The sequence below is a fragment of the Anaerobacillus sp. genome (assembly GCF_046314235.1).
Lineage (GTDB): Bacteria > Bacillota > Bacilli > Bacillales > Anaerobacillaceae > Anaerobacillus.
Genome location: NZ_JBKBWN010000001.1, coordinates 117,569 through 132,660 on the forward strand (window position 1 = coordinate 117,569; position 15,092 = coordinate 132,660).

At 35.2% G+C, this 15,092-nt stretch carries 13 protein-coding genes; 2 read left to right on the forward strand and 11 right to left on the reverse strand.

All coding sequences use genetic code 11. The annotated features are described in order from the left end of the window. The first annotated feature begins 27 nt into the window (after positions 1-27). Together ACK4M9_RS00580 and ACK4M9_RS00585 are read left to right on the forward strand one after the other, a co-directional pair. Positions 28-924, forward strand: coding sequence for a PucR family transcriptional regulator (locus ACK4M9_RS00580; RefSeq protein WP_409846769.1), 897 nt, complete (start codon positions 28-30; stop codon positions 922-924). A gap of 118 nt (positions 925-1,042) precedes the next feature. Further along, entirely contained in the window at positions 1,043-2,134 is a 1,092-nt protein-coding gene (locus tag ACK4M9_RS00585; RefSeq protein ID WP_409846770.1) for an ABC transporter ATP-binding protein, read from the forward strand. Between the two features lie 55 nt (positions 2,135-2,189). Here the strand turns inward: ACK4M9_RS00585 and ACK4M9_RS00590 are convergent, their stop codons facing one another. The 11 genes from ACK4M9_RS00590 to ACK4M9_RS00640 all read right to left on the reverse strand — a co-directional run bounded on the left by ACK4M9_RS00590 (position 2,190) and on the right by ACK4M9_RS00640 (position 15,056). Beyond that, on the reverse strand, positions 2,190-2,441 hold the full coding sequence (locus ACK4M9_RS00590; protein WP_409846771.1) for a hypothetical protein: 252 nt from the start codon (positions 2,439-2,441) through the stop codon (positions 2,190-2,192). An 87-nt stretch (positions 2,442-2,528) separates the two neighbouring features. Continuing rightward, positions 2,529-2,732 (reverse strand): alpha/beta-type small acid-soluble spore protein, encoded by a 204-nt coding sequence (locus ACK4M9_RS00595; protein ID WP_409846772.1) that lies wholly within the window; start codon positions 2,730-2,732, stop codon positions 2,529-2,531. 130 nt (positions 2,733-2,862) lie between these two features. Further along, positions 2,863-3,603 (reverse strand): urease accessory protein UreH domain-containing protein, encoded by a 741-nt coding sequence (locus ACK4M9_RS00600; RefSeq protein ID WP_409846773.1) that lies wholly within the window; start codon positions 3,601-3,603, stop codon positions 2,863-2,865. 163 nt (positions 3,604-3,766) lie between these two features. Further along, positions 3,767-4,468 carry a pirin family protein gene (locus tag ACK4M9_RS00605; RefSeq protein ID WP_409846775.1) on the reverse strand — a complete coding sequence of 234 codons (702 nt, stop codon included), beginning with the start codon at positions 4,466-4,468 and terminating at the stop codon, positions 3,767-3,769. Between the two features lie 125 nt (positions 4,469-4,593). After that, on the reverse strand, positions 4,594-6,621 hold the full coding sequence (locus ACK4M9_RS00610; RefSeq protein WP_409846777.1) for an ABC transporter ATP-binding protein: 2,028 nt from the start codon (positions 6,619-6,621) through the stop codon (positions 4,594-4,596). Further along, positions 6,622-8,382: an ABC transporter ATP-binding protein gene (locus ACK4M9_RS00615; RefSeq protein ID WP_409846779.1), complete on the reverse strand. Its 1,761-nt coding sequence runs from the start codon at positions 8,380-8,382 to the stop codon at positions 6,622-6,624. 705 nt (positions 8,383-9,087) lie between these two features. Then, positions 9,088-9,981: a hypothetical protein gene (locus tag ACK4M9_RS00620; protein WP_409846780.1), complete on the reverse strand. Its 894-nt coding sequence runs from the start codon at positions 9,979-9,981 to the stop codon at positions 9,088-9,090. A gap of 722 nt (positions 9,982-10,703) precedes the next feature. Then, positions 10,704-11,303, reverse strand: coding sequence for a class D sortase (locus tag ACK4M9_RS00625; RefSeq protein ID WP_409847341.1), 600 nt, complete (start codon positions 11,301-11,303; stop codon positions 10,704-10,706). Positions 11,304-11,326: 23 nt separating this feature from the next. After that, positions 11,327-12,295 carry a processed acidic surface protein gene (locus ACK4M9_RS00630; protein WP_409846782.1) on the reverse strand — a complete coding sequence of 323 codons (969 nt, stop codon included), beginning with the start codon at positions 12,293-12,295 and terminating at the stop codon, positions 11,327-11,329. A gap of 72 nt (positions 12,296-12,367) precedes the next feature. Beyond that, the gene (locus ACK4M9_RS00635; RefSeq protein ID WP_409846783.1) at positions 12,368-13,033 is read right to left on the reverse strand and encodes a 3'-5' exonuclease; all 666 of its coding nucleotides are present in this window, start codon (positions 13,031-13,033) and stop codon (positions 12,368-12,370) included. Positions 13,034-13,133: 100 nt separating this feature from the next. Continuing rightward, positions 13,134-15,056 carry a DUF294 nucleotidyltransferase-like domain-containing protein gene (locus ACK4M9_RS00640; RefSeq protein ID WP_409846784.1) on the reverse strand — a complete coding sequence of 641 codons (1,923 nt, stop codon included), beginning with the start codon at positions 15,054-15,056 and terminating at the stop codon, positions 13,134-13,136. Positions 15,057-15,092 lie beyond the last annotated feature (36 nt).

Sequence of the window (15,092 nt, forward strand, 5' to 3'; positions counted from 1 at the left end):
AAGACATGTTAATTGGAAGGGTTTTTTATGATGTTAGAACAACTAAAATTAATTTTAAAAGATGCACTTATTGATGAAAATGATGTTGAACAACATAGGCAATGTTTACAATACAAAACTAATGATGGTGTAGTTCTTTCGTTATGTAAAGATACTTTGACTGAAGAACAAATTAATTTATTAGATATCTTTTTAACACCAATGCAAAAACAAAGCGTTAACGACACAGAATTTTTTTGGCAGACTTTACTTACAACTGGCAATATGATGTCTAGTTACCAGCCTTCACCATCGTCAACGTACCGATTTATTCACTTTTACATAAACGGAAATTTACAAGATAAAGTTGATTTTTCCGAAGCGATCGAGAGCTTATTTCAAAGTGAGGCTATCCTTGTGTGGATTGCCCAGAATGAAGGAGTTATCGTTGAATATCTAACAAATGAAGATCTTGACGCTGAAGTCGAGAGCCTAGTGGATACAATCATGACCGATTTTTTTGTGAAATTGTCTATTTTTGAAGGCAGCATCTTTACGAACTTGGAAGATGCAAAACAGATATTTGATTGGGAAAAATCTGCATTTTTATTGGGCAGAAGGGTGTTACCTAAACTAGCGGTAATTCGAAAGGAACAATTAATTCCCTACTTACTAACTTATGAAGTCTCAAAAATGACAAACACAATGTTGTTAAATTCAATATCCCACTTACTTGAGGATAAAGAGCTTTTAAAAACGATAAAAGTTTTCTTTGAGTCAAACTTAAACACAACTTTAGCTTCGAAAAAATTATTTATGCACAGAAATAGCTTACAGTATCGAATAGATAAATTTATTGAGAGAACCGGAATTGACATTAAGGAATTCCAACAAGCAGCGGCTATCTATATGCTAATTGCTCTTGACGAAACGGCGAAAGGATAAGCTTTTTGCAATGTGCACAAATTGAGGATGAAATCTTTGTGCACGCTTACAATTTACCTTAGGCTAATCTATGGGTACAATAAAGTCATCCTATAATAAGAAATTGGAGGCGTTAGTAATGGCTGAAATTACTTTAAAAAATATTTATAAAATTTACGAAGGTGGAGTTGAAGCTGTATCAGATTTTAACCTTGACATCAAAGATAAGGAATTTATCGTTTTCGTAGGTCCATCTGGTTGTGGTAAATCAACAACACTTCGTATGATCGCTGGTCTTGAAGATATCTCTAAAGGTGAATTATATATTGGCGACCGCCTTGTAAATGATGTTGCTCCAAAAGATCGTGACATCGCCATGGTATTCCAAAACTATGCACTATATCCGCATATGAATGTATATGAAAATATGGCATTTGGACTTAAGCTTCGTAAGTTTAAAAAAGACGAAATCGACCGTCGTGTAAGAGAAGCAGCGGCTATCCTAGGCTTAACTGAAATGCTTGACCGTAAACCAAAAGCAATGTCAGGTGGTCAACGTCAGCGTGTCGCTTTAGGACGTGCGATCGTTCGTGATCCTCAAGTATTCTTAATGGATGAGCCATTATCAAACCTTGATGCAAAATTACGTGTACAAATGCGTGCTGAAATTACAAAATTACACCAACGTTTACAATCAACAACAATTTATGTAACACATGACCAAACAGAAGCAATGACAATGGCAACTCGAATTGTTATTATGAAAGACGGAGTTATCCAACAGGTTGGAGCACCAAAAGAAGTTTACGATTTGCCAGAAAACGTATTCGTTGGTGGCTTTATTGGATCACCAGCAATGAACTTCCTAAACGGAAAGCTTGTAAATGGTTATTTCGAAATGGGCGATGTGAAAATCAAAGTCCCTGAAGGAAAACTTAAAATGTTAGCTAAATATGCTAATACTGAAATTCTTTTAGGAATTCGTCCAGAAGATATCCATGATGAGCCTGTATTTATAGAGTCTTCTGCTGAGACTAAAATTACTGCAATGATTGATGTAGCTGAATTAATGGGTGCTGAATCATACCTTTACTCTAAAGTTGCTGACCAAGATTTCATTGCTCGAGTAGACTCGCGTACTGACATCAAAAACGGTCAAAATATTACATTAGCTTTGGATATGAACAAAGCTCATTTCTTCGATACAAAAACTGAATTACGTATTCGTTAATAACATTTGGCTTTAATAAAAAACGTTTACCTATTAAGAAAGAGGTCCGCTAGTATTAGTGGGCCTCTTCTTCTATTAGGATTGTTTTTTCTAATTGACAATTGGAACAATAAAACACATGAGGACATAGCTGCCTTTGTTGATCATTTTCTATTCCATCAAATAACTTCATACCATCAATGTCTAGATAAGCACTATAATCATCAAAATAATCCATTAGCCTACCTTTTTCATCCATGACAGTGTTACATGTTTCACAAGTCACTGATACAGACTGAATTCCATTGCATAAAGGACACATACCCATAAGATGACTTCCTTTTTTAATTTTCTTATCTACTTGAAGAAGGGGATGGTATAAGCCATCCCCTAATGCCAAAATATTAAATTATTCTTACTGAATACGGCCACCTAGCTGTTGCTCAGCCATTTGGACAAGACGCTTCGTGATTTCTCCACCAACTGAACCATTTGCACGTGCTGTTGCATCTGGACCTAATTGTACACCAAATTCAGTAGCAATTTCATACTTCATTTGGTCTAATGCTTGTTGTACACCAGGAACTAATAATTGATTTGAGCTGTTGTTGTTTGCCAAGATAATCACCTCCTCTTGTAATACTATTTTGTTTCATTTCGCTCTAAGTATGTGCATTATTTTCTAGTAAATATTAACATAAAAGCGGAAGCGTCCTGATCAGGACCGACAAGCAATTAAAAAAGCGGCCTTATGCAAAGACCGCTAATTCCCAATAAGTGATTGTGTCTAAAATACCAATTAAAACAATAATAATTCCTGCACTTCGCTGCACAATCAAACCGATTTTTCTACCTTTTTTCATAAAAGTTCCACTTAGTCCAAAGTACCAAAGAAGAAATACAGAAATGATGATTGGAATTGATGTTCCTAATGCAAAAACAGTTGGAATAATCACACCATACGGAACAGCCAAAGCCATTGGCATAAGGACGATAAAAAATAAAATAAACATTGTTGGGCAAAAACCTAAGGAAAAACTAAGTCCTAATAAAAATGAACCTAACCGTCCGCCCCGTTCTTTATTATTTTTCCATAGGGAGAACGTCCAACGCATTGTAAATAAACCAATTAAGTAAAGTCCGATAATGATTAACATTGGGCCTAAAAGCTTCCTAACCCATGGAAAATAAGTGATTAGTGATTGTTGGAATTCTACTCCTAAGATCCAGACGATAAATCCTAACGCTGAAAAAGCAACAATCTTTCCTAATATAAAAAAGAAAGTCTCACTCCAAGCTGCTTTTTTCTGCAAGGAATGATTTCCAAAAAGAGTAATTGCACTTAAATTCCCAGTAAATTGACACGGTGCTAGAGCCCCCACAATACCTAGCAAAAGTGCAGATAAGATGGGAAGATGTTCAGTTCCATATGCTGCATTCATGAATGGTTCGCTCAAAAAATGACTAATTTGTTGAAAAAATTGATACATACTTTTTATTCACCACCTCTAATGGGTATATTTCTATTTTTTCATAGGTTATCAAAAAAATATAGAGGAAGTATGAAGAAACATTGGCAAAGTTTTGCGTCATTTTATGATCTGCTCTTAGTCACCTTTATCAGTTCAGCTTACGAGTCAGTTTCTATTAATATCACGGTAAATCGATTAATAAGAAACGTGTAGTCTCTTTAGCATCAATAAACAATGTCGTCGTATCCGTGATCCTTGCTGTATCACGTGTCATAAGCGTACATTGATTATTTAAAACAATCTCACCATCAATAACAAATAAGTAAATTTTTCGATCACTTTCTTGTGTATATGTGCTTTTATTTCCAACTTCGAGATCTGAAAGATAAAGTGTAGTGTCTTGTTGAATATAAGCAACGTTTTCAGAAGAGTTTTTTGAGACAACTGGTAATAGATTATTTTTCATCTTTTCGATTGGAAACTTCGTTTTTTGATAAGATGGTTGCAAATTTTCCTTATCAGGTAAGATCCACAACTGTAAGAAGCTAACTGGCTCTGCTTTGGAAGGATTAACTTCTGAATGAAAAATTCCTGTTCCTGCAGACATACGTTGAATTTCTCCAAATTGAGTAATAGCCGTATGTCCTTCACTATCTTCATGCTTCAATTGTCCTTGTAAAACAATTGAAACTATTTCCATTTCCTTATGTGGATGCATGCCAAAACCATTATTTGGTTGAACAATATCATCATTAAATACTCGAAGAGGACCAAATTGAAGGTTGCTCGGATCATAATAATTAGCAAAAGAAAAACTAAAGTTACTAGTTAGCCAACCATGCTCTGCTTTATAGCGTTCATTTGCACGAACAACTTTAATCATAATTTTTACCACCCTTTCTCTACCTAGTATTATTTATTGAAACTAAATATATTGCAAATACATTGCATTTCTAAGACAGAAAAAACGTCCACAAGCCTGTAACTCACTTGCAGACGTTCCTTCTTTTAAATCACATTCTCACTCATCTTCTCAACCTGCTGACCTAGTTGAAGCTGATACATTTGATAATATTTTCCTTTTTGCTGCATCAGCTGATTGTGGTTGCCCCTTTCGACGATTTTCCCACTATCAAGAACTAAGATTTGATTAGCGTTTTTGATTGTTGATAAGCGGTGGGCGATAATGAAGGTTGTTCGCCCCTTCTTTAATACTTCCAAAGCCTCTTGAATGATCGCTTCTGTTTCCGTATCAACACTTGCCGTCGCTTCATCTAATATTAAAATCGCCGGATTAAAGGCAAGCGCTCTAGCAAATGAGATAAGTTGTCGCTCTCCAGCTGATAATGTACTCCCTTTTTCAATCACAGGCTCATCTAGACCTTTTGGTAGACGATTAAATAATTTGTCAGCCCCAACATCTTGAATTGCTTTCTCAACTTGCGCTCGAGAAATTCTTGGATCATTCAAACTTACATTTGTAGCAATTGTTCCTGTGAATAAAAATGGGTCTTGGAGAACGATTGCCATATGCTCTCTTAATTCTTGTTTAGATATTTTCAAAATATCAATTCCATCTACTGTAATTTTCCCATGCGTATGATCATAAAAGCGGAACAAAACATTCATAATCGAACTTTTCCCAGAACCGGTATGCCCTACTAGCGCTACTGTTTCTCCTTGTTTTGCTTCCAAAGAGATATTGTTTAAAACATAGTCATTGTCAGTATAAGCAAATGAAACATTATCAAAGCGAACATTCCCTTTATACCTCGGTAAGATTTTACTTGAAACATCTTCACCTGTCTCATCTAATAACTCAAAGACCCTCTCTCCGGCAACACGAGCTTGTTCTAACTGTGCTAATTGATTTACTAATTGTGAGATCGGTTGAAAAAGACGATTTAAGTAGTCAACAAACGCATACAATACACCTAATGAAATAACAGTACCAACGCCAAGTGAGGCACCACCAAAATACCAAATTAAAGTTACAAAAGCTAAGTTACGAAAGACACCGACTAAATTGTGCGAAGTTAACGAATTTAGTTTTAATAACTTACTTTGAAACTTGAAGTGTTCTTGATTAAGTTGTTCAAACTCTTGACTCGATTTTTTTTCTCTGCCAAAAGCTTGAATAATCCTCATACCTTGAATTGACTCATTAATCATTCCATTTATCTCACTTAATACTGAACGAATTCGGTGATTATATTTTGAGGCGTAGACTCGGTATAACTTTATCCACACAACTAAAATTGGTACTAGCACTAAAGAGATTAACGCTAATTTTGCATCTAATAAAAATAACGCAATATAAATCCCTGCCATATAGATAATAGAAGTAAAAAACGTTGCAAGTACTGTTACATACAAATCACGAATTGCTTCCGTATCATTTGTTACCCTTGAAACGATTTTCCCTGCTGGAAGGCGATCAAAATACTCCACTGGTAATTGCTGAATTTTTGAAAAGACATCTAAACGCATTTTTTGAATTATTTTATTGGCAGACATCTGTAATAAATATTTTTGACCGTAATGAAACAGCGCTGCAATACAAATCAATCCAAAGTAAATTCCCATTAGTTGAACTAGCATAGGTATTTCAGGTTGAAAAAACGTAAATGCCTCTTTGTTAGCTAACTTTTTGACAAGATAACTCGCTTTCTCTCCTTGATTGGAGATGACAAGCTGATCCTCAATTAGCTCCCTTTTCCCATCAAAAGAAACTGATTCATCAATGAAATAGTAAGCTCGATCAATCTGTAAAATACGTACTTCTTTGAGTAAGTCATGATCCTTAACACGATCTTCACGAATATAGAAACGATCGTTAAATTGTACAGCATCTTCGCTTAAAGTCGTTTCATACCATGGAAATTCGACACCTAGTATATGAGTATCAATCATTTTTTTGGCAATAAATGGCCCTGTTAGTTCAGCAGCAACAGCCATTGTTAATAAAGCTAATGCTATCAGAATTGATTTTTTAAAGGTTAATGCATATTGAAATAAGCGTTTACTTACATTCATTTAGTTCACCTGCCCTTCATCTGTGCTCGTATCTAGAAGAAGTTGATGTTCATACTGCTGTTTATACCAGCCATGATTATTGATGAGTTGTTCATGTGTCCCTTCTTCAACCACTTGACCATCCTCTAAAACGAGAATCCAATCGGCATGCTTTACAGCAGACAGGCGATGCGTCGAAATGAAGGTCGTTTTACCGCCTCGTTCCTGACGAATATTCTCAATTATTTTTGCTTCTGTTTTTCCATCGACAGCTGACATCGCATCATCTAAAATCAGAATTTCAGGATTTACAAGCAATGCTCTTGCTATCGAAATTCGTTGTTTTTGTCCCCCCGATAAGGAAACTCCTTTTTCACCTACAAGTGTTTCTAAGCCTAGTGGCAGTGTCGCAACATCATTTCGAAAGCTTGAAAGTTCCAACACTCGGTACAACTCATGTTCACTAGCATCTTCCCTACCAAATAAAATATTTTCCTTTATCGTTCTTGAAAATAAAATTTGTTCCTGGGGAACATAGCCAATCCAGCCTTTTAGTGTATTCATTTCTATCTTTTCAAGAGCAATTCCAGAAATAGTAATTGATCCAGAGCCAATTGGGTATTCCCTTAATAACTGTTTTAGTAATGTTGTTTTGCCACTCCCTGTTTTCCCAACAACCCCTAATGTTTGCCCTCGTTTTAACGTAAAATCAATGTTTCGTAAATTCTCTGTTTGCGAACTTGGGTAACGGAAGGTAACATCTGAAAAGGAAATCGTTTCAGGTTTTGCCATCGCCACTAGGAAGCCACCCTCTTGAACGTCAGGTTCATATGTTAACGTTTCAGTTACTCGGTCTAAGGAGGCATTTCCTCGTTGCATGATATTTATAAGTTCACCAATAGCAAACATTGGCCAAATTAACATACCTAAATAAATATTAAAGGTAACTAATTGACCTAGCGTTATTTCGTTGTGAAAGACAAGAAATGCTCCATATCCTAACCCAATTAAATAGCTAAGTCCTACAAGGACTTTAATTGTCGGTTCAAATAAGGCATCGATCTTGGCTACGGATATGTTTTTTTCTAATACATCATCAGTGACATGTTTAAAGCGTTTTTCATCTGCCCCCTCTTGTACATATGCTCGAACAACACGAACACCAGCAATTGACTCTAACACCTGATCATTCATATCTCCAAACGCATTTTGGGCTTTAGTAAAACGCTCATGAACGATTTTCCCATAAACCTTCATCAATATCGCCATAATCGGTAATGGTAAGAGCGCAGCTAAAGTAAGTTTCCAACTTACAAGAAAGCCCATTGTAAAAAGGATAATGACTAAAAACATCGTCGAATCTACTAAAGTTAAAATTCCAAAGCCTGCAGTAAGGGATACCGCTTTTAAATCATTCGTAGCCCGCGCCATTAGGTCACCAGTACGATTCTTTTCAAAAAAAGTTGGTGTCATCTTTAAGAAATGGCTCATCATTTTAGAACGATACTTTCTTTCTAAAAGAAAAGCACTACCAAAAAGCTTATTTAACCAAACGTATGAAAAAACATACATCAACAAAGTGAGTAAACCAAATCCCAATAGTATTTGCATGAGAACTTCTTTAGTTAATGACCCTTGATGAATTAAGTCAATCGAAATTCCAATTAGCTTTGGTGGAATAACCTCTAATAAACTTACAATCAATAAAAATACGATTGCAATCGTGTACTGACGCCAATTTTCTTTAAAAAACCAGCTTAATTTTTTTAAGACTGAAAACAAGCCGTTTCATCCCCTTCTTTTATCGTTAATTTTTATCTGGCGATCTTTTAAGCAAGCCTTCTATATAGGCTCTAAGTTAACAGCAAAGTAAAATGACATCGCCTGACATTTACATTCTGGGTTGAAGGCTACTGTAAGAAAGGAGAGTAGCTAACCACTCTCTTTCTCTTCTTCCTTTGACTTCTTTACCTTCTCCTCGTAAATAAGAATGAGTTGCATAAGTTGTTCCATGACTAATCCCTCCAAAATTTTTTTATATTAAACACAGATTGTGTTAATACCAAAGGTAAGTTTCTAAATAAAGAAAAAAACACACCATCAGAATCGGTGTGCTTTAACGCAATTTGAAAATATTTTTTATAATAACGTCCCATTTGCAGGAAAACTTTCCTACGTTTAACTAGGAAAGAAACCCACTACTGAACCAATATAAAAAAGCGCATGCCACACCATTGTGACACACACTTAACTCAATAATAAACGTAGATTATACTCTAGAATCCAGGTGGGTCACTTTAGATAATATTAAGTTGATTTTGTTTACAACTGTAATCTGCTTCATTATTTAACCCTCCCTTTCCAAAATTTTCATAATTTTAGTGCGACTTAATATTACCACCAACTAAAATCTGATGTCAACAATAATTTTTTTTATAGTAAAATTAAACGGTGCGATTTCTTACTTTTGAACTATTTTCTTTATCGCTAAGATACCACGGAAGGCTGGCTTACTGTTTCACCTTCCTCTTGATCTCTAACCTCTTCTTTATATAAATGATCGTCAAACATATAAAGTAAAGACAATAATAGTCCTCGCTGTAAATTGTTTCTAATAATACTTTTGTTATATTTTAGCTTTAGTACGTTTAATTCCACTAAAATTTTATCTAAGCTAAAGAGAGCTCCGATACTAGCTACCATTACCCACTTCTTACGTAGTACAAATATTGCTGTATAGAGCACGGAGATGAAAAGACTATACAAAGTTGCAAAAGCAATGTGACCCCGTGCTCCATCCTTAAACCAAGGAACTTTAAAAAAATATGCATTAAAAAGAACAACCAAATAAAACATATAAGTTGAATATAGGGTAAAACTTTTCAAAAAAACTGTTATACCTTTTAAAAGTGGTTTATCGCCTATTCTGTATAACGATTTATAAAAATAGTCTGAGAAGAGAAAAAAAACAATAGTAAAAACACCAGTATATATAGTTTTCCACCAAAATTGCTTATAGATCTTTAATTTCTTAAATATGATTTCAATGATCATTAAGTACCCTGAAAAGAAAAGTTTCCAATGGATCTTAAGCTTAAAATTAGTAATAAAAGTAGCAATTGCTGGGACGATAAAAAATTGAGATATACTTGCTCCTAGAATATTATCAAAATAAACTCTTTTGAAGAACTTTGGATAATACCGATAAGCTTTAAGTAAAACGAGGACAATATATTCAAAAATATACGCTAAACCGGTCAGTGTAAAGAAGTGAATAATCATTATTTTTTTATCTTTATTTCTTTTATAGGCTATGTAGAAAAAGATCAAACCTTGGATCCATAAACATGAGTAAAGGAGAAAACTTCTTTTAGCTTTCATTATAGCGACTCCTTTTTTACTTAGAGGGTTATTTTAGTGTCGTTTTAAAACGAAAATTATATCTATCTAAGTTTATTTACAATCTCAGACTGGCCAATAAGGATACTAACTACTAGAAATCGGTAAATTCAGTCCGTAAACATGACGAATATGGACATTAACTCCTAGAAATCGGTAAATTCAGTCCACAAACATGACGAATATGGACATTAAATCCCAGAAACTGGTAAATTCAGTCCGCAAACATGACGAATAAGGACATCAGCTCCTAAAAACTGGTAAAATCAGTCCGCAAACATGACGAATAAGGACGTTAACCCCTAAAAACTGGTAAATTAAGTCCGCAAACATGACGAATAAGGACGTTAACCCCTAAAAACTGGTGAATTAAGTCCGCAAACATGACGAATAAGGACGTTAACCCCTAAAAACTGGTGAATTAAGTCCGCAAACATGACGAATAAGGACGTTAACCCCTAAAAACTGGTAAATTCAGTCCGATAACATAGCGAATAAGGACACTAACTCCTATAAAACAAAAATTCTCATCCCACTCTATTTTTCAGGCTATCAGATGCTATTGTCATGCAACGATATTAATAAGAGGCTGTCCTAGAAGCAAAGTGTTAGCCAACACAAATACCTAAATTAGAGTATGAGATCATTGACCCCTAATCAAATAGTATACTGTGGCGAGCTATACTTACCGGGCAGCCTCTTAGTTAAATGCGATTTACCTTAGCTTCAATTAAATCTGCTACAAGAACGTATCGTTGCTTTGCTGGTCCAACAAAAGTGAAAGGATAACAAGTACTAACAGTCAACGTTGCTTTTGGTTTTGGAACGATAACTGTTAAATCGTCAGCTTCAACAATTCTCACTTTCCTAACTTTATAAGTCAACATTTCACTATTATTTTCAACCTTAAGTATGTCTCCTATCGTTACTTCATCCAACTTCTGAAAAACTGTATCACGATGACCAGATAAAACAGCGTTATTATTTTCACCTGGAAAAGCGGTTCCGATGACATGTCCAACTCCCTTTATCAGTTCATCATCATTTGTCCCATGATAAATCGGGATTGAAATCTTTAATTTAGGGATGTGAAGCCTACCGATTTCCTCGCCAACTTCAGGCTTAGCTTCTTTTGTAGTCCTCTTCATTCTTGTCATTTCCACAGATTTTGTAGACACGCTATTAGCCTGTGATACCTCAACTTTTTTTACAGCATTCATTCCTTTATAAATGAGGGTGATATTAAAAAACAATACATATAAACCGAAAATTATTAGAATTGTTCCTACTAAAAATAATCCCATTTTCCCGTTTTTCTTTGGCGCGATCAAACGATAACTCTCCTTCTAACTACTAACATTACAAGCCCAGCAACAATGAGCAAAATACTTACTAACACTTTTGCAACATAATGCCCGGCAGTTATTGGAAGTTTTTCCTTGACTAGAACTTCTTGATACTGCAGCGCAAGTTTTACAATTTCACCAAACTGCTCTAATGATTCGTACATTAAATGAGAATCAACCATATCTTCACTAAAAATAAATGTAGCTAATACATCACCATCTAAATTATGAAGAGCCATATATAAACTAGATCCATCTACTGTGTCTCGTGTTACTAAGCTCTGGAGTTCGGTTGGTGTCATAGAATCATCTTTTACTAAGTAATATCTTGCATCGATATTTAGTGCGCTAAACATCTCGTCCCAAAGCGAGAAAATTTGCTCCTGTTCTTCTCTTGATAACTCGTCAACACCTTGTAAATATGAAAGAGCTTCTAGCGATTCAAAAAGATTGGCTAACTTTTGATTAGAAACCTCTTCGTCTAATGAACTAACATGGTCAAATACATTTTCCATTTCATCTTCTGTTAAACCAAACAGAGACAAAAAGTCGCTTACAATAGCAAATTCTTCTTGATATCGCAAGAAAAATTGTACATCTATCTCTAGATCATCAATGAATTTATAATCGTCTAATGTCTCACCATATTCGGCCAATAACGTCTCTAAGTCATTATGAGTCATATTATACTTTCCTAATAAATCATTGAGGTTATTGTTAGTGATAGACGGACCAACAAACGTCTTTAATTCCTCAAGTGAATGAAACGCATCTATAGAAGAATTTAAAGTAGCTAAATACTCTTCTAGTTCTCCTTGCGTCCAGTTGAGAGTCGACAAATATTCTTCCAAATGCCCCTCATTTACTTGAGCTTTTGTTACTTGTTGGAATGAGCCAATTGAAAATATCATGACCAAAAAACATGTAAAAAATAAAACACTACGCTTCATTATTTATCCTCCTACGAAATGAGATAATAATTGTAGTGTTTGTTAGAAAAAGAAATATATACCATTAGTCATTTAAAATTGGAGACTTCTGGCTCGATTATTGCCATCAAGTATTTGTAGCAAATCTGCTAATGTATTTTTGCCACGATCTTGAATATGCTTCAATAATTCACAAAAAAGATGTGCTGTCGTTAATGCATCACCAATAGCCGAATGTCTTTGAAATATACTTGTGCTGAACGTTTTAGCGTAGTGTTCTAAATCCCTCATATCCCAGGAAGGATTTAGGTAACCTATCATATCCAACGTATCAAAACAAAGGGGGGAATCGTACGTAAATTTTTCCCTAGCTAATTCTTTTTTTAACACCATTAAATCAAAGCTAATATAATGACCAACCAAACCATCACTACCGCAATTTTCTATAAATCGAAAAAAGTCTTCTATTGATTGTAAAGCTGCGGGTGCATCTTTAACCATGTGATTATCAATACCAGTAAGCGTAATTATATTATTAGGAATGTCTCGATTAGGATTAACATAAGTTTGGAATTGATAGTCAGTTACTTTTAAATTTTCAACGTGAACCGCCCCAATTTCGATTAAACGGTCTGAAGCACCAATCGCAAAGCCCGTTGTTTCTGTGTCAAAGACCGTAAAAGACAGCTGATCTAAGGGGGTATTCAGTGATGGTTGCCGATCTAGTTCATAGTTCATTTTTTTCCGTTTCCAAAACATCACGGTCACTCCCTTTATCATTTTTGCAAACTATTTAGTGAGTAATGAAACAGCTGAAATGAATTAGCATTGCTCACTAAGGAGATAGCTTCTTGCTCCATTAGAGCATACCAAAAGCCGCTAAGACCTGTTGTTGTACTTGTTTTACCGTTTTTAAAGCTTTAATCAAAGCTTCCTTATCCCTAGATTTCATTTGGGTAAAGGTAATTTTAGAAGAGCTTTTTTCACCGCGCTGATACTTTAGCCACGCTTGAGTCACTCTTATTCCTAAAATTACTTCAAAGGCATCTCTTAATTCTTCAGCAAATGTCTCTGTAAAAATGCCGATATTAACAAGAGCTGCTATTCGTTCAGTAGGTGTACCGAAAGCGACATTATTTAACGTTGATAGCGTTTGCAAGCAGTGGTGTAACGGAAATAAGGCATCCATCTTAATATCAATCGAATTTCTCTCTATTCGAAACATTGCACGAATTGGATGATCTAAATTCGGGACAGGTCGATCCTTTTCTAGTTCAGCGAGACGATATAATATTGTTCCTGATTCTTTAACATGAGCCATTACCATTTCTTTAAATTGATCATTTAACAGGGCATCTCCACAAAGCATACGAAACGAAAAGAAGTTTTGTACTAATAGTAAATTTTCATTTGTAGCCCGTAATGCCCAACCCTTTAAGCGGTCTTTCCATTTATTCATTGAACCCCGCCACATCTCGTTATCGGACATCATATTCCCAATGCATCTTTCATAACCAGCTTGTTCTAAATAATTTACAATTTCCTCTCCTAACATTTTAAAATAATGATGGATCTCTTCATCATCTTTATCATTATCATAGACTAGGAAATGATCTTGATCTGTCAGTAAAAACTGCTCGCCTCTGCCACCACTCCCCATTTGGTACCAACAAAATCGAACAGGTGGTTTACCTAATCCCTTGTCTTCTAATGATTTGATTGCCAGTTCTAGACAATGTCTTACTAATCTGTCATAAAGCTTGGTGACAATCTCCAATGTATTTAAAATTGGAATTCTATCATTTAGTAAGCTAGCAAGAACTTCATAAATTGCATCTTTAACCGTTTCTATGTTTTCTATTGTTGATTTTTCAATCGTTTGTAATATTTGCAGTGTACCTCGATTTTTCTTACGCAGTAGATCTGACAATGTAATGATGCCAATCACTTCATCTTCTTGGACAACAGGCAAATGCTTAATCCCATTCATTAAAAAGCAAGACAAGGCTTCATAGTAGTAACTTTCCCGCGAAATTGTCCTTGGGTTTTCAGTCATAATCTCACGGACTGCATCGGATAATGGACGTTGCCGAGAAATGACCCGGCTAACTAAGTCTTTTTCAGTCACAATACCGACTAAGCGTTCATTCTTTAAAACTAAAACCGAGCTTTTCGAGTTTTCCACCATTTTCTGTGCCGCGTGTTGGATCGATTCCGTTTCCTGAACAGCAACGACCGGATGAGCCATAATATCCTGAACTCTACGCATAAATGGCTCACTTTCACCCCATTGGCTCGCTAGTTGAACCTGTTCAGTTAGTGAAGCATATATATCTTTTAAGCGAACGGCCACTTGTCTTAACACATAGTCACGAACCTGCTCATCAATCCAACGTTCTTCAAGGACTGAAAATGGGATTTGTAAACAATATGAATCTTCAACGGTAACAACACTTACATTAAATTTTGAATGATGATTAGACTTTTCACCTAAAAAATCTGCTAAACTAGAAAAACCAATACTATCCCCTGTTTGTAACACTTCTAACACTTCTTTATTATTCTGGTTTGTTTCTCCCTCAACTAAAACCTCAACCATACCTTCGAGAATTAACAAAAGACCTTCGCGAGGTGTTTTTGAATATAAGACTTTGTTAGACTTTTGATAATGCTTCAAAGAACATTTTTCAATTAATCGATAAAAATCCTTTTCTCCAAGACCGCGAAACAGTGGATGCTTATATATTTGATTATACAAGCTTTCAATTTTACGCTCCGCCAAGTGAGTTCCCCCTCATTGGTTATTCCTACTTCTAAA

Bases quoted from the DNA above. Each gene is read 5' to 3' on its own strand.
- ACK4M9_RS00580 (WP_409846769.1), top strand. From the start codon at position 28: ATGATGTTAGAACAACTAAAATTAATTTTAAAAGATGCACTTATTGAT.
- ACK4M9_RS00585 (WP_409846770.1), top strand. From the start codon at position 1,043: ATGGCTGAAATTACTTTAAAAAATATTTATAAAATTTACGAAGGTGGA.
- ACK4M9_RS00590 (WP_409846771.1), bottom strand. From the start codon at position 2,441: ATGGGTATGTGTCCTTTATGCAATGGAATTCAGTCTGTATCAGTGACT.
- ACK4M9_RS00600 (WP_409846773.1), bottom strand. From the start codon at position 3,603: ATGTATCAATTTTTTCAACAAATTAGTCATTTTTTGAGCGAACCATTC.
- ACK4M9_RS00605 (WP_409846775.1), bottom strand. From the start codon at position 4,468: ATGATTAAAGTTGTTCGTGCAAATGAACGCTATAAAGCAGAGCATGGT.
- ACK4M9_RS00610 (WP_409846777.1), bottom strand. From the start codon at position 6,621: ATGAATGTAAGTAAACGCTTATTTCAATATGCATTAACCTTTAAAAAA.
- ACK4M9_RS00620 (WP_409846780.1), bottom strand. From the start codon at position 9,981: ATGAAAGCTAAAAGAAGTTTTCTCCTTTACTCATGTTTATGGATCCAA.
- ACK4M9_RS00625 (WP_409847341.1), bottom strand. From the start codon at position 11,303: ATGGGATTATTTTTAGTAGGAACAATTCTAATAATTTTCGGTTTATAT.
- ACK4M9_RS00630 (WP_409846782.1), bottom strand. From the start codon at position 12,295: ATGAAGCGTAGTGTTTTATTTTTTACATGTTTTTTGGTCATGATATTT.
- ACK4M9_RS00635 (WP_409846783.1), bottom strand. From the start codon at position 13,033: ATGTTTTGGAAACGGAAAAAAATGAACTATGAACTAGATCGGCAACCA.